Source organism: Vibrio palustris (genome assembly GCF_024346995.1).
GTDB lineage: Bacteria > Pseudomonadota > Gammaproteobacteria > Enterobacterales > Vibrionaceae > Vibrio > Vibrio palustris.
The window spans coordinates 650297-674171 of the sequence record NZ_AP024887.1 but is presented as its reverse complement, the minus strand read 5'-3'; the positions used below and the strand labels follow the sequence as shown (position 1 = coordinate 674171).

Annotated in this window: 21 protein-coding genes and 1 tRNA gene; 9 read left to right on the top strand and 13 right to left on the bottom strand. The window is 44.8% G+C overall.

Features of this window, described 5'->3' with window-relative positions; translation table 11 throughout:
* Positions 1-27 precede the first annotated feature (27 nt).
* Positions 28-2742 carry a heavy metal translocating P-type ATPase gene (locus OCU30_RS03240; protein ID WP_077311423.1) on the top strand — a complete coding sequence of 905 codons (2715 nt, stop codon included), beginning with the start codon at positions 28-30 and terminating at the stop codon, positions 2740-2742.
* Between the two features lie 138 nt (positions 2743-2880).
* Entirely contained in the window at positions 2881-3756 is an 876-nt protein-coding gene (locus tag OCU30_RS03235; RefSeq protein ID WP_077311421.1) for a TraB/GumN family protein, read from the top strand.
* A gap of 162 nt (positions 3757-3918) precedes the next feature.
* Here OCU30_RS03235 and OCU30_RS03230 read toward each other — a convergent pair.
* Positions 3919-3995: transfer RNA gene (locus OCU30_RS03230), tRNA-Pro, on the bottom strand.
* A 430-nt stretch (positions 3996-4425) separates the two neighbouring features.
* Between OCU30_RS03230 and smrA the strand changes: the two genes are divergently transcribed.
* Positions 4426-5004 (top strand): DNA endonuclease SmrA, encoded by a 579-nt coding sequence (gene smrA, locus OCU30_RS03225; protein WP_077311419.1) that lies wholly within the window; start codon positions 4426-4428, stop codon positions 5002-5004.
* A gap of 93 nt (positions 5005-5097) precedes the next feature.
* A complete protein-coding gene (gene rluF, locus OCU30_RS03220; RefSeq protein ID WP_077311417.1) occupies positions 5098-6081 on the top strand; it encodes a 23S rRNA pseudouridine(2604) synthase RluF in 984 nt (327 codons plus the stop codon).
* Positions 6082-6169: 88 nt separating this feature from the next.
* Here rluF and upp read toward each other — a convergent pair whose 3' ends face one another.
* Positions 6170-6796 (bottom strand): uracil phosphoribosyltransferase, encoded by a 627-nt coding sequence (gene upp / locus OCU30_RS03215; RefSeq protein WP_205408758.1) that lies wholly within the window; start codon positions 6794-6796, stop codon positions 6170-6172.
* 249 nt (positions 6797-7045) lie between these two features.
* On the opposite strand from upp, the gene purM reads away from it, so the two are divergent.
* Positions 7046-8086 carry a phosphoribosylformylglycinamidine cyclo-ligase gene (purM, locus tag OCU30_RS03210; RefSeq protein WP_077311413.1) on the top strand — a complete coding sequence of 347 codons (1041 nt, stop codon included), beginning with the start codon at positions 7046-7048 and terminating at the stop codon, positions 8084-8086.
* Positions 8087-8089: 3 nt separating this feature from the next.
* Positions 8090-8728, top strand: a complete 639-nt coding sequence (gene purN / locus OCU30_RS03205; protein WP_077311411.1) for a phosphoribosylglycinamide formyltransferase — start codon at positions 8090-8092, stop codon at positions 8726-8728.
* Positions 8729-8798: 70 nt separating this feature from the next.
* Here purN and OCU30_RS03200 read toward each other — a convergent pair whose 3' ends face one another.
* The 4 genes from OCU30_RS03200 to dnaQ form a co-directional block, all read right to left on the bottom strand.
* Positions 8799-9641 (bottom strand): class II glutamine amidotransferase, encoded by an 843-nt coding sequence (locus tag OCU30_RS03200; protein WP_077311409.1) that lies wholly within the window; start codon positions 9639-9641, stop codon positions 8799-8801.
* A 71-nt stretch (positions 9642-9712) separates the two neighbouring features.
* Entirely contained in the window at positions 9713-10288 is a 576-nt protein-coding gene (gene lpcA / locus OCU30_RS03195; RefSeq protein WP_077311407.1) for a D-sedoheptulose 7-phosphate isomerase, read from the bottom strand.
* A gap of 170 nt (positions 10289-10458) precedes the next feature.
* On the bottom strand, positions 10459-11709 hold the full coding sequence (locus OCU30_RS03190; RefSeq protein WP_077311405.1) for a TIGR03503 family protein: 1251 nt from the start codon (positions 11707-11709) through the stop codon (positions 10459-10461).
* An 8-nt stretch (positions 11710-11717) separates the two neighbouring features.
* The gene (gene dnaQ, locus OCU30_RS03185) at positions 11718-12452 is read right to left on the bottom strand and encodes a DNA polymerase III subunit epsilon (RefSeq protein ID WP_077311404.1); all 735 of its coding nucleotides are present in this window, start codon (positions 12450-12452) and stop codon (positions 11718-11720) included.
* Positions 12453-12510: 58 nt separating this feature from the next.
* Here dnaQ and rnhA point away from each other — a divergent pair, with 58 nt between their 5' ends.
* Positions 12511-12975: a ribonuclease HI gene (gene rnhA / locus OCU30_RS03180; protein ID WP_077311402.1), complete on the top strand. Its 465-nt coding sequence runs from the start codon at positions 12511-12513 to the stop codon at positions 12973-12975.
* Here rnhA and OCU30_RS03175 read toward each other — a convergent pair.
* Positions 12963-13742 carry a class I SAM-dependent methyltransferase gene (locus tag OCU30_RS03175; protein ID WP_077311400.1) on the bottom strand — a complete coding sequence of 260 codons (780 nt, stop codon included), beginning with the start codon at positions 13740-13742 and terminating at the stop codon, positions 12963-12965. The two genes, rnhA and OCU30_RS03175, sit on opposite strands and share 13 nt — an antisense overlap.
* A gap of 37 nt (positions 13743-13779) precedes the next feature.
* Between OCU30_RS03175 and gloB the strand changes: the two genes are divergently transcribed.
* Positions 13780-14538, top strand: coding sequence for a hydroxyacylglutathione hydrolase (gene gloB, locus OCU30_RS03170; RefSeq protein WP_077311399.1), 759 nt, complete (start codon positions 13780-13782; stop codon positions 14536-14538).
* A 72-nt stretch (positions 14539-14610) separates the two neighbouring features.
* Entirely contained in the window at positions 14611-16185 is a 1575-nt protein-coding gene (locus tag OCU30_RS03165; protein WP_077311398.1) for a lytic transglycosylase, read from the top strand.
* Between the two features lie 49 nt (positions 16186-16234).
* Here the strand turns inward: OCU30_RS03165 and OCU30_RS03160 are convergent, their stop codons facing one another.
* The 6 genes from OCU30_RS03160 to dnaE all read right to left on the bottom strand — a co-directional run bounded on the left by OCU30_RS03160 (position 16235) and on the right by dnaE (position 23868).
* Positions 16235-17080: an endonuclease/exonuclease/phosphatase family protein gene (locus OCU30_RS03160; protein WP_077311396.1), complete on the bottom strand. Its 846-nt coding sequence runs from the start codon at positions 17078-17080 to the stop codon at positions 16235-16237.
* Between the two features lie 86 nt (positions 17081-17166).
* Entirely contained in the window at positions 17167-17505 is a 339-nt protein-coding gene (gene glnB / locus OCU30_RS03155) for a nitrogen regulatory protein P-II (protein ID WP_077311394.1), read from the bottom strand.
* 96 nt (positions 17506-17601) lie between these two features.
* On the bottom strand, positions 17602-17916 hold the full coding sequence (locus OCU30_RS03150) for a c-type cytochrome (RefSeq protein WP_077311392.1): 315 nt from the start codon (positions 17914-17916) through the stop codon (positions 17602-17604).
* A gap of 44 nt (positions 17917-17960) precedes the next feature.
* Entirely contained in the window at positions 17961-19277 is a 1317-nt protein-coding gene (gene tilS / locus OCU30_RS03145) for a tRNA lysidine(34) synthetase TilS (RefSeq protein ID WP_077311390.1), read from the bottom strand.
* Positions 19278-19386: 109 nt separating this feature from the next.
* On the bottom strand, positions 19387-20346 hold the full coding sequence (gene accA / locus OCU30_RS03140) for an acetyl-CoA carboxylase carboxyl transferase subunit alpha (RefSeq protein ID WP_077311388.1): 960 nt from the start codon (positions 20344-20346) through the stop codon (positions 19387-19389).
* A 42-nt stretch (positions 20347-20388) separates the two neighbouring features.
* Positions 20389-23868 carry a DNA polymerase III subunit alpha gene (gene dnaE / locus OCU30_RS03135; protein WP_077311386.1) on the bottom strand — a complete coding sequence of 1160 codons (3480 nt, stop codon included), beginning with the start codon at positions 23866-23868 and terminating at the stop codon, positions 20389-20391.
* Between the last annotated feature and the right edge of the window lie 7 nt (positions 23869-23875).

The following is a 23875-nucleotide window of genomic DNA, read 5'->3' as shown; positions in this document are numbered from 1 at the left end:
TTATTCTTTACTCACTAAGGAGCACACATGCGACATTATTCACTGCCACTCAGCGGACTTCATTGCATGGGATGTGCACGAAAACTGGAGCGTCAATTACATCAAGATATTCAAGGGTGTATTATTGATAAAATATCTCCAACCTTCATAGAGTTAGATGCGGAAGCAAGCTTTAGTGAGATACTGAAAAGCATAAACGTGCTAGGTTACAGCGCAGGATATGACTATACCTTTGCTCTCGACGGGTTACATTGCAGTGGGTGTGTCAAAACGCTCACTCAATACCTTGAACCCGATGAAGACATAGCCAATCTTTCGGTGACCCAAGAGAGGCTGTCTTTAACCACGCCACTCTCTAAAGCAGAGATTCAACACAAAGTAGCCAATGCAGGCTACCAAGCGATAGATGAAGAAATTCAGCAAGAGAATGCGACACCCAGCGACACTCCCCCCCAGACTTCCAGCGTAACGCCGACAGAGCAAGGTATTGAGCATACATCGGCGACGCCAAGCAATGACAGTATATCTCTCATGGTCGAAGGTATGAGCTGTGCGAGTTGCGTATCCTCGGTAGAAAAAGCCATATTATCGGTTAGCGGAGTACAACGTGCGCAAGTTAACTTAGCAGAGCAAAGTGCATTAGCAATAGGCCATGTGGCAAATGTTGATGCCTTAGTCAAGGCAATTGAGCAAGCCGGTTATCACGCTCATCCCGTGGAGGATGCTGCTGATCAGCAGCGCCAACAACAAGAGCAGCTCAACCAAACGAAAAAAAACCATTTGCGTAATGCGATCTTAGGACTGGCCACAGGATTGCCGCTCATGCTGTGGGGGATATTAGGCGGTGATATGTCAGTGACAACCCACATGCAACGGCTTGTATGGGGCATCATTGGTATGGTTTGTTTGGCAGTATTAGCGACGGCTGGTCGTCATTTCTTTATCAATGCATGGCGCTCTCTTGTGCACAAACGTGCCACCATGGATACCTTAGTCGCATTAGGCACCGCGGTCGCTTGGATGTATTCCATAGCGGTGATTCTCATCCCCAACTGGTTTCCACTTGCCTCACGACATGTCTACTTTGAAGCCAGTGCAATGATCATTGGGCTTATCTCTTTAGGCCATTATATTGAAACCAAAGCGAAAGCGCGGACCACTCACTCATTACAAGCCTTGATAAAACTGCAGCCAGATCAGGCCACCGTGATTCGAGAGGGCAAAGAAGAATCCATTTTGGTGGACAACATTGAACAAGGAATGCAATTGCGCATCAAACCGGGAGAAAAATTTCCCGTTGATGGCGAAGTCGTGAGCGGTGATTCGTACGTAGACGAAGCCATGCTGACCGGCGAACCGATGCCCGTGCACAAAGCTCAATCCGATACTGTCTCAGCAGGAACACTCAACCAAGATGGGACGTTAGTGATTACAGCGACAAATATTGGTGCCCATACCCTGTTATCGCGCATCATTCAGATGGTGCGCCAAGCCCAGAGCAGCAAACCTAAAATTGCGACTCTCGCAGATCAAATTTCTGCGGTGTTTGTTCCTATTGTTATCTCCATCGCCATTCTTACCGCATTGGTATGGTACATAATAGGTCCACAACCAACGTTAAGTTATATGTTAGTCGCGGCAACGAGTGTGCTGATTATTGCTTGTCCTTGTGCACTCGGCCTTGCCACCCCACTCTCAATTACGGTTGGCGTAGGTAAAGCGGCAGAACTAGGTATGTTGATTAAAGATGCCGACGCGCTACAAACCGCAAGCCAAGTTTCAGCTGTCGTCTTTGATAAAACGGGCACGCTGACGCAAGGACAACCTGGCGTACAAGAGGCAACCTTTGTGGCTCCAGAAAAAGAGGTCGTCAGTTTAGCTTATGGCTTAGAGCAACACTCCGAACATCCGCTCGCTCAAGCCATTAGCCAATATGCCCTCAATCAATCGGTGACTCCCGCGCAAGTCAGCGACTTTAGTAGTCAAAGGGGAAAAGGGATCTCAGCAACTCATCAAAACGGGACAGTCTCTGTGGGATCTATTCGCTATATGCAAGAACTCGACATCGATCTCTCTGAGATAGAATCGACATTAGAGCACTATCAAAGCAATGCATGGACCCCTGTTCTTATTGCCCGAGAGAACAACATTCTAGGATGCTTCGCTATTTCGGATCCGTTACGAGATGAATCGCTCGAGACCATACAAGCGTTAAAAGCTCGAGGAATTCATACGGTGATGTTGACCGGAGATAATCAACACGTCGCCGATGCGATGGCATCAACACTAGGCCTGCAGCAAGTTATCGCGGGCGTATTGCCCGATGAAAAAGCGCAGCATATTGAAGCCATCCAAAAACAGTATGGCATGGTCGCCATGGTCGGTGATGGCATGAATGATGCGCCCGCCCTTGCTCAAGCTAATGTGAGTATGGCCATGGCATCAGGCAGTGACATCGCCATTGATACGGCCTCAATCACATTATTACATTCATCACCGATGACCATAGTGCACAGCATCGACTTATCAAAAGCGACGATGCGTAATATCAAACAAAACTTATTGGGTGCCTTTTTCTACAACACACTCGGCATCCCAATTGCAGCAGGAGCCCTCTACCCTGCATTCGGATTTATGTTAAGCCCCGTGGTCGCAGGAACCGCAATGGCACTCTCCTCGATTACGGTGGTGACCAACGCGAATCGCTTGCGCTGGTTTACGCCATCGCAAAAAAACCAATAGCCTCGTCGTCACGTTAAGTGCCAGAACGCACTTAACGTGACTATCTCACATCATGTATTATCAACAACATTTCCCGCTTCTCATTAAGCGATAAAGACCGTACAGTATCCTCACCTGTTATTAAGAACTGATATTGTTATGCGTTTAACCTCTTCGATTGGCCTCATCGCCAGTATATTAACCGCTTTTTCGTTTTCTTCTAAAGCCGAGCCTTTATATTGGCACTTAACGAAAGGTGAGCGAAATATCTATGTGATTGGTTCTGTCCATGTCGGCACCCAATCCATGTATCCATTACCAGACACAATCACCCAAGCTCTCACACATAGTGATGGACTCATTGTCGAGACCGATATTCGTCACGCGTCAAATATCAGCTATCCAAAGCAAACGGTCAAAACAGAAGATGTTCTTAATGAGCAGCAACTCTCAACCCTAGATAGCGTCACTCAGCAGCTCGGGGTCAATAGCCAGCAATATCGCACTATGTCGCCATGGGCCGCCGCACTCTCTATTCAAACCCTGACAATGAAGCAGCTCGGCTACGATGCAACCCAAGGCGTTGACAGCTACCTATTAGCGCAAGCTACTCGTCAACATACGCCCGTTCTAGGGCTAGAATCACTACAATCACAAATAAATTTACTAACTCAACAATCCGATCAAGGTAAGTCTCTGCTGCTTTCTGCTATCAAAGATTGGAAAAAGAACCGCCAAGTAATGCAGTGTTTGATTAAAAGTTGGACATCTGGTGATGAAAAACATTTATGGAAGTTCGCGCAAACCGATCAACTATCCGATGGAATGCAGACCGAGCTGGTTGATGCTCGTAATACTCGTTGGGTCAATGAGTTAACCAGCTCAGATTTTTATCCCAATACAAAAGGGACGTATGTCATGGTGGTGGGCGTACTGCACCTGATAGGGCCAAATAACGTACTCAGTCAATTAGAGCAACGCGGATTTAACGTTGAAAAACTCAATAAAACGAAAAGCGTAGGATGCAAATTTTAAAAGTTTTGCGCTAACACCTGCTAACATGAAGGCTTAATCAAATCATGTGTATTCAGCCTTCATGTTTCATCGCTCACTGAGCGAGACTCAGCCGATATCATCGGAAACGTTTTGGCATTAGAAACAAAAAAGCCCCGACATTGCTGTCGAGGCTTTAAAATGTGGTCGGTGAAGAGGGATTCGAACCCCCGACCCTCTGGTCCCAAACCAGATGCGCTACCAAACTGCGCTATTCACCGATAAGTTGTAACGACGCTTTATCGCTGACAACGAGCGGTATAATACGGATTCTATGGAAACGTGCAAGCACTTTATCGAAAAACAAGTTTCACTCGCTCAAATAGCCAGCAAGTTGCAAGTAATGTGAGCAAATCCTCACGTTTTCAGCGTCCCCTTCACTTCCACCATCAGATTTGATTTGGATCATTAATCTGCCTAACTAAAGTGCTATGGTAGATTCGTCGTCAGGCATAATAGTGAGTGTCTACCTGCTGATTTGCAACGTTCATTAGTATACTGACGACACATCTCCTCACTAAGTCTCTAACAACGTATACTTGTTGTCCACCGGAGTGGCTCGATTCTGCTCCGGTTTTTTATCTCTTTTATAGATATCTTTCACTTAGGCTTGATATAATCACTCTGTTTACTAAGTAAGAAAGAGCCGCTATGTCCGACGACGATTTTGAACTATTCCAACAAATGATGCAGGATGTCAAACCGCTCACTCATGACACCGCAGAATGCCAGCCCAATGTTACCGTGACAGAAGCTCACCGAGCTCGCCGAACGGCTGCCACTCACTTTCTTGAACGCGACCCTGAATACTTATCCTTAGATAGTGCCCCCATGCTCAAGCCAGATGAAATAATCTCGTTTAAACGCAACGGTATACAGGAAGGGGTCTTTCGTAAATTACGCTTGGGTAAGTACCCGATTCAAGCTCGCCTTGACCTCCACCGCCGCACATTAAAGCAAGCGCGCGAGGAAATATTAGCCTTCTTTAAGCAATGTCTGCGTTTAGAGTTACGCACCGTCATGATCGTGCATGGCAAAGGAGAGCGTTCAAACCCTCCTGCGCTTATCAAAAGCTACGTCGCCTATTGGTTACCACAGATCAACGATGTGCAATGTATGCATAGCACACAACAATACCATGGCGGCACTGGCGCAGTTTACGTTTTATTAAAAAAGACGCCACAGCAAAAATTAGAAAACAAAGAGCACCATCAAAAACGTCTTGGCTAAATACCGAGACCTGTTAGAATGCGCGCTCTTTTAAAACGTACACGTCCATGTGAGGTGTCACGTATTATCCCGATGAAATTTTGAGGAGATCCCATGTCAACACTCGCCGAGAAGCGTCTCAATAAGTACATCAGTGAAACTGGCTTTTGCTCGCGTCGAGCCGCCGATAAACTGATCGAAGAAGGCCGAGTTACCGTAAATGGAGAGCAACCTCAAATGGGCGTAAAAGTGACGACGTCTGATAGCGTTTATGTCGATGGTAAGCCTATTGGCAGTAAAGAGAAATCCATATATATCGCTCTCAATAAACCGACAGGGATCACCTGCACCACTGAACGTGATATTCCAGGAAACATTGTCGATTTTATTGGTCATTCCAAACGTATTTTTCCTATCGGGCGTTTAGATAAACCATCAGATGGTCTGATTTTTTTGACCAATGATGGTGACATCGTTAATAAAATTCTCCGTGCGGGTAACCACCACGAGAAAGAATATGTGGTTCGTGTCGATAAACCGATCACAGAATCGTTTTTGAAGCAAATGGCGTCAGGTGTCAATATTCTTGATACCGTCACCTTACCGTGTAAAGTCACCAAAGAAACTAAATTTAGTTTCCGCATTGTACTGACACAAGGATTAAATCGCCAAATTCGCCGCATGTGTGAAGCACTCGGTTATGAAGTATTCAAACTGCGCCGCGTGCGCATTATGAATATCTCATTGGATGGCATACCGAATGGCGAATGGCGTTACTTGACTGATGAAGAAATTAATACCATTTTAGCGATGTGTGAAGGCTCCGTCAGTACCGAGGAAGCCTCTCGACAGACTGAGCACGGCCGACATATTCGCCGCGCGACCGACGCTAAGCTCTACGATAGCCGCGAAGAAAATCAACCATCGAAAGCACGCCGCAACCAAAACCCGCGTACGTTCCGTGGCAATAATGCAGATAACTTGCGCCACGCACCGAATTCAAAACGCGGTGGGCGTCCTAATTCATCATCAGTGAAAAAGTCGGACAATCATCGTCAGCACCAAAAATCCGGCGGCACGCTAAGCTTAAAAAAATAAGCACCGCATTGGCGTGTAACCACTATTAAAAAGGGAGCTAAACGAGCTCCCTTTTTTAATTCATGCTAAAACTTAGTGACTCAGCACATTACATTGTGCCAAAGATCTTATCACCAGCATCACCGAGACCAGGGACGATGTAGCCTTTCTCATCTAATTTTTCATCAATCGCTGCAGTATAAAGCTCGATATCCGGATGGACTTTTTCAAGTGCGGCAATACCTTCAGGAGCCGCCACCAAGACCAAGACCTTAATCTGGTCACAGCCCTGCTCTTTGAGTAAATCAATCGTCGCGATCATTGAGCCACCCGTTGCTAGCATAGGGTCAACAACTAATGCCATACGCTCATCGATATTAGAGGCTAACTTGTTAAAGTAAGGAATCGGCTCTAATGTCGTTTCATCACGGTACACACCCACAACACTAATACGTGCACTCGGAATGTGTTCTAAAACACCGTCCATCATCCCAAGACCAGCACGTAAAATAGGCACAACCGTCACCTTTTTACCTTTGATCTGATCGATTTCTACCGGACCCATCCAACCTTCAATGGTGACTTTTTCTGTTTCAAAGTCAGAGGTTGCTTCATAAGTTAAAAGGCTACCCACTTCTGTCGCTAACTCACGAAAACGTTTCGTGCTGATTTGACCTTCACGCATCAAACCCAATTTATGTTTTACCAGCGGGTGTTTCACTTCAACAACTTTCATTTCCATCTCCGGTGCAATTTGAATAAACCTGCGGATTATACACCGATTACTATTAATTTTACATCGCTATGTAAACCATTACTTTTCGCTATAGAGCATGAGCAATAAGGCTGCGCCAGCCTTCGAGAACGAATACGAGACTATTTTCGTAAAAAATGACGAAAAAAACTGACGCAAACGTTTTCCTTTTTGTTTTAACACTTGTAGAATATCGCCGTTTTCCAATTAAACTAGAACTGAGGATGTCCCGTGAGCGGTAACAACACTTCTCTTAGCTACAAAGATGCTGGTGTCGATATTGACGCTGGTAATGCGCTTGTTGATCGTATTAAAGGTGCAGTAAAACGTACTCGTCGCCCTGAAGTAATGGGTGGCATTGGCGGATTTGGTGCGCTATGTGAACTCCCGACCAAATACAAGCATCCCGTCCTAGTGTCAGGTACTGATGGTGTAGGCACCAAACTACGTCTCGCATTGGATCTGAAAAAACACGATACCATTGGTATCGATCTTGTTGCGATGTGTGTGAACGATCTCATTGTTCAAGGTGGTGAGCCACTCTTTTTCCTCGACTACTACGCAACTGGAAAATTAGATGTGGATACCGCAGCTGATGTTGTAACTGGTATCGCAGAAGGCTGTATGCAAGCTGGTTGCTCCCTGATTGGCGGTGAAACAGCAGAAATGCCTGGTATGTACGAAGGCGAAGACTACGATGTCGCAGGTTTTTGTGTCGGTGTTGTTGAAAAAGAAAACATCATTGACGGCACGAAAGTCGCTGCTGGTGACTCTCTAATCGCAGTCGGTTCAAGTGGCCCTCATTCGAATGGTTACTCGCTAATTCGTAAGATTTTAGAGGTATCTCACGCTGATAAAAACGAATTGCTTAATGGCAAAACCATTGGCGAACATTTACTTGAGCCAACCAAAATTTATATCAAATCTGCGCTAAATTTGATTGAAGCTCATGATATTCATGCGATCTCGCATATTACTGGTGGTGGTTTCTGGGAAAACATTCCTCGCGTGCTACCAGAAGGCACAAAAGCAGTAATTGACGGTAACAGTTGGCAGTGGCCTGCTATTTTCGATTGGCTACAAGAAAAAGGTAACGTTACACAGCATGAAATGTACCGTACTTTTAACTGTGGGGTTGGTCTTATCATTGCCCTTCCAGCAGACCAAGCGGAAGACGCCGTCAATCTTTTACAAAAAGAGGGTGAAACTGCTTGGGTTATCGGTACAATTGCCGACTCAAATGCGAATGAAGCTCAAGTCGAGATACAATAATTTATGAAAAGTGTAGTTGTTTTAATTTCAGGAAATGGTTCGAATTTACAAGCGATTATTGATGCTTGTAACTCCAGCATTAAAGGCGGTAAAGTCACGGCTGTTTTTTCAAATAAAGCAACAGCTTATGGCTTAGAGCGCGCTAAAAAAGCCGATGCAGAGCCAGTCTTTATCGATCCGGCAGCGTTCGCAAGTCGCACCGCTTATGACTTGGAATTGATGCGTCAAATGGACACATTTAACCCTGATTTAGTCGTATTAGCAGGCTTTATGCGCATCCTCAGTGATGATTTCGTCCGCCACTTTAAAGGGAGAATGATCAATATTCACCCTTCATTGTTGCCAAAGTATCCAGGATTAAATACTTATCAACGTGCTATTTTAGCTGGAGATGAAGAACACGGAACTAGTGTTCATTTCGTAACCGAGCAATTAGACGGCGGTCCGGTCATCTTACAGGCTAAAGTGCCTATCTTCGATGAAGATACTGTCGATGCATTGACAGAGCGAGTACAAACCCAAGAGCACCGTATATATCCACTGGTCGTGCAATGGTTTGTTGAAGATCGTTTAACTATGGAAAATGGTAAAGCATTCCTTGATGGCGAACCTCTTGGTATGCATGGCTACGCTGACGAGTAATCGGCTAAGCTCATAAACATTAGAAAGGTTGATGCAATGCATCAACCTTTTTTTATCGCAACCCAATGGATTACAAGGGCTCACTCGGTGCTTGGTTACCCGGCTTTTTTTCAGCAAATGGGACGTGGATTAATTCTTGTGAATTAGTTTCGACTTGTTCACCCAAATAGAAAATTCCGTATTCGCCCGGCTTCATTCTTAACCAGCGCTCATTGAGCGTCAGTGGCTGCGTCGCAATCACTGACACCACATCCGTTGGCGTGGTCTCTTCTTGAAAATTCACTTCCACTTCTTCATCGATTAACGTCGCATGGCCAAATGGCGCCTTACGCGTAATACGATATAGATGATTGGTACAATATGCCATTACATACTCACCATCGGATAACAGCATATTAAATACGCCCTTGTGTTTCAGCTCATCACACAAAGTCGCAATGTAACGAAACACTTCGAGCTTATTATCTGGTGGCGTAGGAAAGCGTGTTTCCATCGCATTGAGTAACCAGCAAAAAGCATACTCACTGTCCGTTTCTCCAACAGGACGACGTGAGCCTACTGGCAATGTCGTGTAATCCGTAAGTTGGCCATTATGAGCAAAAGTCCAATATTTACCCCATAATTCGCGGGTAAATGGGTGAGTATTTTCCAAACTGATATTGCCACGATTAGCTTGACGAATATGACTAATAACCGCTTGGCTTTTAATAGGGTATTCTTGCACTAATCGTGCAATAGGAGATTCACAACTAGGATCAGGATCTTTAAAGGTACGAAAACCACGCCCTTCGTAAAAAACGATTCCCCAACCATCACTATGTGGGCCTGTTCGACCACCTCGTTGCACTAACCCTGTAAAACTAAAACAAATATCTGTTGGCACATTGGCGCTCATGCCCAGCAATTCACACACGGTTAAAGCACTCCTTATTGGCTACGCCTCTCGCAGCTACTCAAGAGGCGAACTTCTCAATCAATAGGCGATTATTCCATTTCTTTTTCAATTAGCTGGATAACGATATGAATAATTTTAATATGGATTTCTTGGATACGATCGGCATATCCAAAATGAGGAACACGAATTTCAATATCCGCCTCCCCCGCCATTTTACCGCCATCTTTACCCGTTAGAGCTACGGTTTTCATGCCTTTGGCTTTAGCAGCAGCAATCGCATTTAAAATGTTCCCAGAATTGCCAGAAGTTGATAAACCAAATAATACATCACCGCTCATACCAACAGCTTCGACATAGCGTGAGAACACATAGTCATAACCAAAATCATTACTTACACAAGATAAATGACTTGGATCCGAAATCGCAATACCAGGATAACCTGGGCGATTCTCACGATAACGGCCCGTTAGCTCTTCAGCAAAATGCATCGCATCACAGTGAGAGCCACCATTACCACAAGACAACACTTTACCGCCTTGTTTGAATGAATCCGCGATCAACTTAGCAGCAGCTTGGATTTGCTGAATATTATGTTCATCACTCAGAAAAGTGTTTAACACTTCTGCGGCTTCACTTAGTTCTTGTTTGATCAAATCTTGGTACATAGAATATTGTCTCTTTAGTTAATCGCTTGGCGATGCCATCATGAACATCGCATTAAACAAAGTGTACCGAATCCGTCTAGTGTGTCGATAGAAAATAGAAAAGAATTGAGCGCTGGACAACACTCTGACCAATTAAAGTACAAACGCTACCACGGACCTATTCACTCGCCTTATTTTTTAGGGACTTCGAGCTGCATTTCTGGCTGCATGGCTTTACGTGCTTTCACTTTACGCCAAATAAACCACGCTAAAACGGCAAGCAACATCGCGACGATATTGCCAACAATAATATAAATTATCGCCATTTTGCGTTTCTCTGCACGCCTTTCAAGAATGGCTTGCTCCAGTTCTTTCTTACGACGCTCTGCCGCTTGTTTTTCCTGCATCAGCCGCGCCTGCTCTAGATCAATCTCATGCACAAGACTATAAGACTGCTGACTAATCGGGAAAATTAACGGCCTTTTAGTGGCGAGCTCGTTGGCATAAAGCGTTCCTGACCACGTATATTGGCCAAACTCTTGAGTATTAGGAATATCCACGGATAACGAAAGAGAGTCTTTCGGTGACTGCGCATCGAAATGATCCACATGGCCTTGCTCATCTTTATGCGTAATTTGCATTGCCAAAGAACCGGGCTCAAGCGATCCTTTTTCACCACTGACAACAACTTGATGCGGTTGAGTTTTATCACGCGATTGAATCAATGTGTCGGAGTATGGTTTAGGATAGACAAGCACCGTCTGTTCTTGTGCGCGTAAAAACACACCATTACCTGAGGTAATTCGCGCACGATACTTTCCGGGCTCAACATTCACAGGCAACGCAACCGTAAAAATACCATCTCCCGCCTTTTCGTCTAAGTCTCGGCCATCATCAGAAAAATCTCCTAATACATCAGGGATCGGGCGAGCCTCTTTAGGCAGAGACTCCTCGTTTTCAACAAATGGAGTAAATGTGACTTTGAGTTTAACCCGCTCTAAAAAATCACGCAGAGAAATAGGCTGATCATCCGATGTTAATCGTGCGGTAAATTTCAGTACCTCACTTTGATAAAGCCGTTCAGGGAAGTGATCGGACGTCAGTTGTAAATTAGAAATGAGCTTAATATGATTTTCAGGCGTCACTTTACCTACCGCCTGCCAAGGGCCTGGCATAGGGTTATCAATGGAGATAATATCCATTGATGTTTCTTCATACCACTTTACATTATCAGGGGCTTTCCATGCGTAATATTTTTGACCATCAGGCCTTACCAACACAACCGGACGAGAAGGTTTCTTACGGTATATCACAAATGTGATCTGCTGAATGCTCGGATCGACGCGAAAACGGTTATCCAGCAGAGACATTGTTGACTCACTCGCAGCCCAAACGCTACTTGCCATTAGCCAAATCAATACCCCTATTACCACCTTGTGCATACAAGCTCCTACTTTGCCCAAAGGCTATCGGTGACTAACTCCAATCTTTCTTGGTGTGCTTGTAATTCATCGGCCGTTGCAGCTAATACCTTTAATGGTTTTCGATCTTCAGTCACTCTTTTTATCGAAGCACTTCCCATTTCACCATTACCATTATTTCCTGACGCGAATTGTAGAGACGTTTGACCGCCGGTCATGAACAAATATACGTCAGCTAGAATTTCCGCATCGAGTAATGCGCCATGCAGCGTACGATGAGAGTTATCGATACCGTAACGATCACACAATACATCCAAGTTATTGCGCTTACCTGGGAAGATTTTCTTCGCCATTGCCAGCGTATCGGTGATTTTGCAGTAATCTTCTGTTTTACCAATCTTCTTATCAAGTTTGGCAAACTCATAATCCATAAAGCCGGTATCAAAGGGCGCATTATGCGCCACCAGCTCAGCCCCTTTAATGAATTCTAGGAACTCGCTGTGAACATCGCGATATAGTGGTTTATCAATCAAAAATTCATCGGTAATACCGTGTATCGCGATCGCTTCTTCTTGTATTTCCCGGTCAGGTTTCAGATAAACATGAAAATGGCGCCCCGTTAATTTACGATTAACAATTTCCACCGCACCGATTTCAACAATGCGATGCCCTTCGTAATGTGGGCCACCTTCGCGGTTCATACCGGTGGTTTCCGTATCAAGAACGATGATGCGGTTGTACTCTGAATTGCTGCTAGTATTCATTATGATCTATCTGTGTCAAACTATGCGAATTATATGCGTTTATTAATAATATCAAATCATGAAGAAACACGTCGAAATTTTCACTGATGGTTCGTGCCTCGGTAACCCAGGTCCCGGTGGCTATGGGATTGTCCTGCGCTATAAAAGTACCGAAAAGACGCTAAATAACGGGTACTATCTTACCACGAATAATCGTATGGAAATGTTAGCCGCTATCGTCGCCTTGCAGTCACTCAAAGAACCCTGCCATGTAACCCTCACTACAGATAGCCAATACGTCCGCCAAGGTATTACCCAATGGATCCATAATTGGAAAAAGCGCCAGTGGCAAACGTCCGCCAAACAACCGGTTAAAAATGCCGATCTATGGCAAGCACTAGACCGTGAAGCCCAACGCCATGAACTTACTTGGAACTGGGTTAAAGGCCATGCGGGCCATCGTGAAAATGAAATATGTGACGATCTGGCTCGCGCTGCCGCCGAAGCACCAAATAATGATGACTTAGGTTATCAAGCCTCATAAGACTTAGCCATAAGGTGCTCTTCTTGCGCGTGATAGTTAACACGGTCTTGCACCTTAAAGTTTACGCCAACTGGATAAAAACGCCGCTTAAAACGCCAATGTGGTTTAATCGGTTGTAATGGATAGGTTCGCTTGCGAGCCACAATGAAATACAAACAACCGAAGCGAGCCCCTACGCTACCTAACGAGTTCTCGAGCCACGTCCATAAAGTTCGATAGCGGTGAATGGGAAACGTTGCGTATTGATCACAAGACACCACTTGATAGTTGAGTAACCCTAACCAATCTTTCACACGGGTCGGGGTAAACATGCGGCCACTCCACGGCAAGCTGTTTTTCTTCCATGGCAGTAATCGCTCAGCGCCCATCCAGCTTACTGGATTAAATCCCGTAATAATCAATGACCCATCATCAATGAGTACGCGATCAACTTCACGCAGCAATCGATGTGGGTCATGACAAAAATCCAGTTGATGAGATAAAATAACCGCATCAATACTTTTTTCTAGAAATGGCAAATCATAGTAATCGGCAATCACTGTATGCGCTGGATTATGCATATCGAGGTGAACTTGGTGTTGAATATTGCACTGACTACTGGCAAGCTCACAGCTTAAACCGCCAAGCTTGAGCATATGATACCCAAAAAGTTTAGGGCTCCATTCATCAAGGCGCATTTGAATCGACTCACTCACCCATTGGCCATTTTTAAGTTGTGACCAAGTATGAGGCTGTTCCAATTTTCTTTTACTACGTGCTGGTTTCATTGCTAACTCACTTCACCTGAGCGACTGGAGATAACTCATGTTACATATCAAAAGCATATCCGCATTTAACGATAATTACATCTGGCTGATTCACAATGATGAAAAACGTTGTGCGATCGTCGACCCAGGGGAAGCCGCACCAGTTCTTCAGTATCTACAAGAACACCAATTAATTCCAGATGTTATTTTAATCACCCACCATCATGCGGACCATATTGGGGGCGTTCCTGATATTGTTCATCATTACCCTAAAGTGAATGTCGTCACGCCTAAAAACGAGCCTATTCCCACTCAGACCCATGCTGTCATAGACGGCGATCAAATTGAACTGTTTGATCATCGTTTTAGTGTTATGGAGCTACCAGGTCACACGCTGGGACACGTCGCCTATGTCGGCGACAATAAAGTGTTCTGCGGTGATGTGCTTTTCTCTGCGGGATGTGGCCGTGTGTTCGAAGGGACGATGGAGCAAATGTATCAATCTTTGAACAAATTGATGACATTACCAGAAGAAACCGAAGTATATTGCGCTCATGAGTACACAACGAGCAATGTTGCCTTTGCCATGGCTGTAGAACCAGATAACCAAGAACTCAAACACTACCGTGATGATGTTATACGCCTACGAGCTCAAGATAAATCAACACTGCCAACAACATTAAAAGTACAAAAAGCGATCAATCCTTTTTTAAGAACTGATGAAAAAACAGTTATTAAATCAGTCACTAATCGAACTATTGATACTGAGCCGCTCTCTATTTTCACTGCATTACGCGAGTGGAAAAACGAATTTTAACGTTTTCGTACTTGTCAGCACACTGAGCTGGCAAGTATTATCAGCTGCCATTCAGAAATAAGGCTGTCTTACATGCGAGTACATTTTACTTGGGTCGTTGCTTTGCTGCTTTCGGGCTGCCAAACAATGTCACCTGAGAATCAATCTTCTTCGGAGACGAATGGGGATCCGACAACGTCTCAGACTGAGACGCATACTGCCAAATCCAGCACACCACAAACACAGGTGAAACCGGTAAAGAAGCCGCGTAAACAGACGCCACAAGAGCAAACTGACTTGTGGAAACGTATTGGCATGCAAATGAAACTGCCGGTGCCTGATAAAAAGTCCGTACAATATTATCGCACTTGGTATTTAACGCATCCTAAGCATTTAGAAATTGTCGCACAGCGCGCTAAACCATTTTTGTATTTAATTACGAAAAAAATTGAAGATCGCGGCTTACCTCTAGAACTCGCTTTATTACCAGTCGTCGAAAGTGCCTTTGACGCCTTTGCTTACTCTCACGGCAGTGCGGCTGGTTTATGGCAGTTTGTCCCTGCCACTGGCAAAATGTATGGCTTACAACAGAATTTTTGGTATGACGGTCGCCGAGACGTAGATGCGGCTACTGATGCGGCGCTGTCTTATTTAGAGGTACTCGGTAAGCGTTTTGATGGTAATTGGTATCAGGCCATTGCTGCTTACAATAGCGGTGGGGGTCGAGTGTCACGCGCTATCCGCCAAAATCGACGCTTAAATAAACCGACCGACTTTTTTTCGCTGAATCTACCTAAAGAAACCAGCGGCTATGTCCCTAAACTCTTAGCACTGGCTGACATTATTGCCCATCAGAAAAAATACGGTATTGATTTACCGCCGATCCCTAATAAACCGGTATTACAATTAGTCGATCCTGATGAGCAACTAGACCTTGCTATTGCGGCTAAATATGCCGGTATGTCAGTCAAAGAATTACAAAGTTATAATCCGGCGTATAATCGCTGGGCCACCGCTCCTAATGGCCCTCACCAGTTATTAATTCCTATTGAGCACGTCGACGAGTTCGAAAACAGCATTGCCGAGCATGAAGGTCAAGGCCTAAAACTGGTTCGTTATAAGGTCAAAGCAGGCGATAGTTTAAGTGTCATCGCTAAAAAACATCGAACAACGACGAAAGTTATTGAAAAAGCCAATAATTTATCCGGAAACACCATTCGTATTGGCCAATACTTGATGATTCCTAACTCGGTTAAAGATGCCAAAGCGTATGCTTTGACGGCTCAGAACCGTTTACGCCGCTTACAATCTATGGCGCGTGGTCAGTATAAGATCCTCCACACGGTTGCTTCAGGAGAAAGCTTATGGACCATAGCTCGTAAGAATAATGTCTCTTATCGTTCGTTAGCGAAATGGAATGGCATGAGCCCGATAGATACGCTCAGCGTCGGCCAAAAGCTGGTTATTTGGAAAGACAGTTCCGATGGTGCCATTATCCGTACTGTGAACTATCAAGTCCGTAGTGGCGATAGTATCAGCACTATTGCCGCCAAATTTAAAGTCAAAACCAAAGATATTATTCAGTGGAATAATTTGGCCAACCAGAAATACTTGCAGCCGCATCAAAAACTTAAACTCTATGTCGATGTCACCAAAGTCAGCATATAGCGTAAGCATAAACAGCAGCGAAAAAAAGAGTCCCTATTGGGACTCTTTTTTATTCTAATTCAAACGAGACTTGCATTGGATTATGATCAGAGGCCGCCGATGTCGGTACTTGCGCCTTTTTCACCGTCATTCCTCGATAAAACACATGGTCTAGGACTAGCCCTGTCATAAATCGAATACGATTATCAGGCTTAAAGCTTACTTCTTTAAGTCCCATCTCTGTCAACGCCTTGTGCAATACGCGCATGCGCTTATCGCTCCAACTATTGAAGTCACCAGCAATAATGATAGGGCCTTTATGTCGTGATAAACGGTCAATCAAACGTTGAATTTGTTCTTTATACTCTACCGTACCATAAGTAAAGTTGACCGCATGCACATTGACACTTGCCAGTGTTTGACCATTACTTAATGGATATTCTGCATAGATCCCCGACTTTGGCAAACGAATCCATGGCTCAACTTCTGTATAAGCACACGCTAAACTCGGCATGGTCTTCGCTAAATTAAGTACACCTGTCGAGTCACCGAGAATGCGAAAAGCATTGGCTTGAGTCCCATCCCAGCTATGCTGATTGATCCAATCTTTTAAACGGTTGGTCATACTCGCTTCTTGTAAAAAGACCAGATCTGAATGCTGACTCAAATCGCTTAATGCTTGTGGCCACTGCTCGCGTTTTTGCTTATAAATATTCCATACAAGTATATTCAAATGTCCATTATTATCCACGTGTGTCGACGATGGACTTTGATAACACACACTAGGGTTTTCTTGCTTATCGCGATTAACAGTGAGTAACTGTGGGTGTCTTGGTACAGAAAACACGGACAAAAAACTCGTCACCCCAGATCCAATCACTAATAACCCCGAATAAAAAAAATATCGTTTTTTCATCGTTTCTACCCATATAAAATAAGGAGCAATTGCTCCTTATTACTTTGTTTATCACGATGTAGCTAGCGTAAAACGCTTCAGCTGGGTTAAATCGCCTCTTCGTCTTCTTCGCCAGTACGAATACGTACAACGCGCGCAATATCAGTAATGAAAATTTTACCATCACCGATTTTTCCCGTCTGAGCCACTTCGATAATGGTATCAACACATTGATCCACCACATCGTCACCGACGACAATTTCTAATTTCACTTTAGGCAGGAAATCAACCATATACTCGGCACCACGATATAATTCAGTGTGACCTTTTTGACGACCAAACCCTTTGACTTCGGACACAGTCATTCCCGTAATACCAACATCGGCTAGTGCTTCACGCACGTCATCAAGCTTAAATGGCTTAATAATCGCTTCTATTTTTTTCATGTTCATCCCTTAAACTTATCTGTTAACGGCATTATTATTCAGCTAGAAAAAACAATCAAACAAAAATCCGCATACTGCTAGGCTCGGCTTATCTATTTACAGTTGAGCAAAATATGCAGCAATATCATCAATATCTTGATCACTTAAACCAGAGACTTGCGATTTCATCATCCCAGCCAAACCACCGGTACGGTGACCTTTTTTATACGCGTGCATCGAATTCACTAAATACTGTTCGTTTTGCCCTTTTAAACTCGGATACCCAGGAATGACCGCAACGCCATTCTTACCGTGACAACCTACGCACCCTGCGGCCTTCTTCTCTCCCGCAGCCACATCACCGGCAGCACAAACATGTGCACTCATTAATATTCCGATGACAACTAAGCCTAATGATGACCATTTTTTCATTGATGTACCTCACTGTGATGATCCGTTTACTATTGAGAAAACCGCTAATCTTGCTGCCAACTAAGCGTATAATCTTGTCCATAAAAATCTTGAGTCACAAATAGCCCTGCGACAGCCACCACCTGCTCGCGATATAAAATAATCGGATATTGCCGTCTATGCCAGCTCGGGATCCCCATTTCTTGATAAAGCTTTTTTAATTTACGGCGGCCGGCTCGACCTTGTGGCCTCGCTTCTCGCCCTGCTGGATCAAACGATACGCTCAATGCACTAGAATCATAATCTGGCGGCAAACTCAGACTTAATCCATTACTTTCTCCAGTGTGTAAGTATAGCGTACCTAAATCACTCGGTAATACGAGTGGTTCGTCTAAACGCAATACCTGCTGCCATTGGCTAACATCGTCAACCGGTCGCACACAATATAAACGCTGCTGAAAACGGCGAATATGATACACACCTAAGTTAAGCATAGGGTTGGCATCACTGGCGGCTAATGCCACTTCATGCCACATCATCTGTGTATGACGTCGGCTTGGCATAGTAACGCCGAGTTTATGTAGCCAACGCCGAAAGATCATAGCTCGAAGCGCCTCAGGTTGCGGTTGTAGACAAGTAATCGATAGGCTGTTGTCATGATGTCGTACAGCATTGAGCTTATCTTCCAGTAAATAATTCATCACCTCTTCTTGTTGCGCACACAGTTCAGCAGAGCGCTGAATAGAGGTGTAAATATTTGGCCAACGTGCGGTTAAACTCGGCGTAATTTGATGGCGTAAAAAATTGCGGTCAAAGCGCTCATCTTGATTACTCTCATCCGTCACCCAGTGTAATTGATGGCGCGCCGCGTACTCTTCAATATCACGACGAGTATGAGTCAAGATCGGTCGCAGTCGACCACCTTTAGCAAAGGTGTCATGTTGTGCCATACTCGCAAGCCCTTTAGGGCCGCTGCCACGCTTTAATGCTAATAAAAAAGTTTCTACTTGGTCATCAGCATGTTGACCAAGCAACAAACAACTCTTCTCGGTCACATGCTTTGCAAGCAGCGCATAACGAGCATCGCGCGCGACGTGTTCTAAACTGGCTCCTGTCACATGGGCAATGTGTGCATACTCGACAATAACAGGAATATCTGAGGCAAGGCCCCACTGTTGACACCGTTCGGCCCAGTCATCGGCATTCGCGCTTAAACCATGGTGAACATGTACCGCCAAACACTCAACGGTTCGCTCTTGTTGATAACGAGCTAACAAGTCTAGCAATACACGTGAATCAACCCCGCCACTAAAAGCAAGAATAAAACGCGTATAGTCGCTCGCGTCTAGCTGCTGTTTAAACGTTGTATAAAGTGAGCCCATAATTATCTTCTAAGGTTACTTGAATAATCAGTTTACCGCGTTATTTAAGAAAACAAAAAGGGTTGGCCATAGCCAACCCTTTCTTATCATACTTACCGCGGATAAATACTTAGCAGTAACCGTATTGCATTAGACGGTTGTATCGACGATCAAGCAAATCATCAGACTCTAAGTTATCAAGTTCCGCAAGTTGGCGTAATAGCGTGGCTTTAATATTCGCAGCCATCAATTTGTAATCACGATGAGCTCCACCAAGTGGCTCTTCAATGATTTCATCAATGAGCTCTAATTCTTTCAAGCGAGGAGCAACCAAGCCCATTGCATCAGCAGCTTGTGGCGCTTTATCCGAATCACGCCATAAAATAGAGGCACAACCTTCAGGAGAAATGACCGAGTATGTTGAGTATTGCAACATATTCACATAGTCACCGACACCAATGGCTAACGCGCCACCAGAGCCGCCTTCACCAACAACGTTACAAATCACTGGAACCGTTAAGCCTGACATCACTTTTAGGTTAGTCGCGATCGCTTCTGACTGACCGCGCTCTTCTGCGCCCACCCCAGGGTAAGCCCCGGCGGTATCAATAAAAGTAATGATTGGCATATTGAAACGTTCCGCCATTTCCATCAAACGCTTGGCTTTACGGTAGCCTTCTGGTCTTGGCATGCCAAAGTTACGTTTCACTTTTTCACGTGTCTCACGGCCTTTTTGATGACCAATGATCATAACAGGACGACCATCTAGACGAGCCATACCACCAACAATCGCTTTATCATCAGCATATGCACGGTCACCTGCAAGTTCATCGAACTCCGTCAACATATTTTCCACGTAGTCCAATGTATGAGGACGCTGTGGATGACGTGCTAGCTGAGCAACTTGCCAAGCACCTAAATCACCAAAGGTTTTCTTTTTAAGCTCTAAGCATTTCTTCTCTAACTGTTCGATCTCTTTGTCGAGATCAACCGCAGTGTCACCACCGTGAAGAGACACATCACGTAGTGCCTGAATTTTGGCTTCCAGTTCTACTATCGGTTTTTCAAAATCTAGGAAATTGAGGCTCATCTAACGATCCTTTCTTACTCAACAGGTTATCTAACGTTGAGTCTAGTTAAATTCAAGTTCTACCTGGTCATTACCAAGTAACTGTTTTAATTCATCTAACAATGTATCGTTGGGCGTGACACGCCACTCGGTACCAAGAGCTATCCGTGCACGTGCATTCGCGCGCTGGTAATATACATTGACAGGAACTGTTCCTGCTCGGTGAGGTTCTAATATCTCATTAAAACGCTCAAAAAACGACCCATTCACTTGCGATTGTTCTAGTGATAATGATAGGCCCCGGGCATATTTTTCACGCGCGCTACCCAAATCCATGACTTCACGCGCTGACATTTTAAGACCACCATTGAAGTCATCAAAGCTGACCTGTCCGGAAATGACCAGTATTTTATCTTTTTCCAGTAATTCCGCATAGCGATCTAACGCATCAGAGAATAACATCACCTCCATTCTTCCCGAACGGTCATCGATGGTCATTAATCCAATACGCGAACCACGTTTTGTGGTCATTACGCGAGCTGCAATCACTAAGCCTGCCACAGTGACCGATTGGTCACGTCGTGTCGGCACCGCCTCATTTAAGCGGCAATCCGTGTAATTTTTCAGCTCACGTACATATTCATTTACCGGGTGTCCGGTTAAGTATAGCCCAAGGGTATCTCTTTCCCCTTCTAACCAAACTTTTTCAGGCCATTTAGGCACTTGAGTATATTTTTGCTCAACTTGTTCTGGTGCATCCATTAAGACACCAAACATATCCGTTTGCCCAAACGATTCTGCCTGATGAAACTGATGAGCTGATTTTACCGCTTCTTCTAGAGACGCCTGCATCGCTGCACGGTGTGGGCCAAGGCGATCTAACGCGCCGGCTAAAATCAGTTTTTCGATCACACGCTTGTTGACACGTTTTAAATCGACTCGAGCACAAAAATCAAATAAATCTTTAAAATAGCCCCCTTGCTGGCGAGCTTCTAAAATAGCATCGATAGGACTTTCACCGACACCTTTTACCGCGCCAATACCATACACGATTGCCCCGTCATCGTCGACGGTAAAACGATACTGACCTACGTTAACATCAGGCGGCAATACCGAAAGTTTCATGCGGGCACATTCATCAACCAAGCCAACGACTTTTTCCGTGTTGTCCATGTCCGCGGTCATTACCGCTGCCATAAACTCGGCAGGAAAGTGCGTTTTCAACCATAAGGTCTGATAAGAAACCAACGCATAAGCAGCAGAGTGCGATTTGTTAAAACCGTAACCCGCGAACTTTTCTACCAAGTCGAATATCTTCATGGCGAGTTCGCCATCAATCCCATTCTCTTCAGCACCTTGTTGAAAAATAGTCCGTTGCTTGGCCATTTCTTCCGGCTTTTTCTTACCCATTGCACGGCGCAGCATATCCGCGCCGCCTAAGGTATATCCGGCTAGAACCTGCGCAATCTGCATGACCTGCTCTTGATACAAGATAATGCCGTAAGTCGGGTCTAGAATTTCTTTTAAGGATTCATGCTGCCATTTAACGTCTGGATACGAAATTTCTTCATTACCGTGCTTACGGTCGATAAAGTTATCTACCATGCCCGATTGCAATGGACCAGGGCGAAATAACGCCACCAATGCGATAATATCCTCGAAACAATCTGGCTGAAGGCGTTTAATCAACTCTTTCATACCACGTGATTCCAACTGGAAGACCGCGGTGGTTTCAGAATTTTTTAAAATGGTAAACGATGCCGGATCTTCAAGATTAATCGCATCGATGGTGATTGGCTCTAGACCTTTCTTTTTCTGGCGAGGGTTAATCATACCCAGCGCCCAGTCGATAATGGTTAACGTACGTAGCCCAAGGAAATCGAACTTAACCAAACCAGCGGTTTCGACATCATTTTTATCAAATTGTGTTACCGGGTGGTTACCTTCGGCATCGCAGTATAAGGGGGCGAAATCGGTAATGGTTGTTGGCGAAATCACCACGCCACCGGCATGTTTCCCCGCATTTCGCGTCGAACCTTCCAAAATTCGACACATATCGATGAGTTCTTTGATTTCCTCATCGCCTTCATAAGCCTCAACGAGCGCCGGTTCAGCGATAAACGCTTTTTCTAGCGTCATGCCTGGATCGGGGGGCACCATTTTCGAAATACGGTCAACGAACCCATAGGGGTGCCCAAGGACTCGACCTACATCGCGAATCACAGCTTTGGCCGCCATGGTACCAAAGGTAATGATCTGCGATACGGCGTCACGGCCATACATATCCGCAACGTGATCAATGACCAAATCCCGTTTATCCATACAGAAATCGACATCGAAATCGGGCATGGAGACTCGTTCAGGGTTCAAGAAACGCTCAAACAGTAGATCGTAGCGTAATGGGTCTAAATCGGTGATTTTAAGGGCATAGGCTACCAGCGAGCCAGCACCGGAGCCTCGTCCAGGCCCTACCGGTATATCATTGTCTTTCGACCACTGGATAAACTCCATCACGATCAAAAAGTACCCAGGGAACCCCATCTGGTTAATCACGCCAAGCTCACGCTCTAAACGCGCATCATAGTCAGGGCGTTTGTTAACGCGCTCTTGTTCATCTGGGTATAAAAACGCTAAGCGTTCTTCAAGACCTTCCCACGATTTTTTAACCAAGAACTCATCAATTTCTAGCCCGCCAGTTGGAAAGTTAGGTAAGAAATATTCATCAAGACGCACTGTCACATTACAGCGTTTGGCGATTTCAACCGTGTTTTGCAGCGCTTCTGGGATATCGGCAAACAACTCACACATTTCAGCTTCGCTGCGTAAATATTGCTGCGGGCTATAATTTTTAGGTCGGCGAGGATCCACAAGCGTGTAGCCATCATGGATAGCAACACGTATCTCATGGGCATCAAAGAGATCTTCCGATAGAAATACCACATCATTCGTTGCTACAACGGGTAATTGATGTTCATGGGCAACATCTAACACAAAATGCAGATAATTTTCTTCATCTTGGCGGCCAGTGCGGGTCAGCTCTAAATAAAAATGGTCGGCAAAATGAGTTTGATAAAACTCAATAGATTCCTGCACCGTTTCCATATTACCTTTGAGTAACGCTTGGCCAATCTCTCCCCACTTCCCGCCGGAGAGAATAATTAATCCATCAGCATATTTCGCCAACCAGTCTCTATCAATAACCGGCTGATGTTGAATGTGTCCGCGCAAATAGGCATCAGAAATCAGTAACGTGAGATTTTTATAACCCTGATTATTTTTAGCTAATACCGTGATTTTGGTCAGCTCATCCCCAAACGCCTCAGAACGCATCAAGAAATCGGCACCAATGATAGGTTTAACGCCATTTTTATGCGCATTACCATAATACTTAACTAACCCACATAAGTTAGTAAAGTCGGTTAATGCCATCGCGGGCATCCCCATATCGGCCACTTTCTTAACTAATGGCGGCACCTTGCCTAAGCCATCGACCATTGAGTAGTCACTGTGAATGCGTAAATGGATAAACTTTGGATCTGACATTCAATTT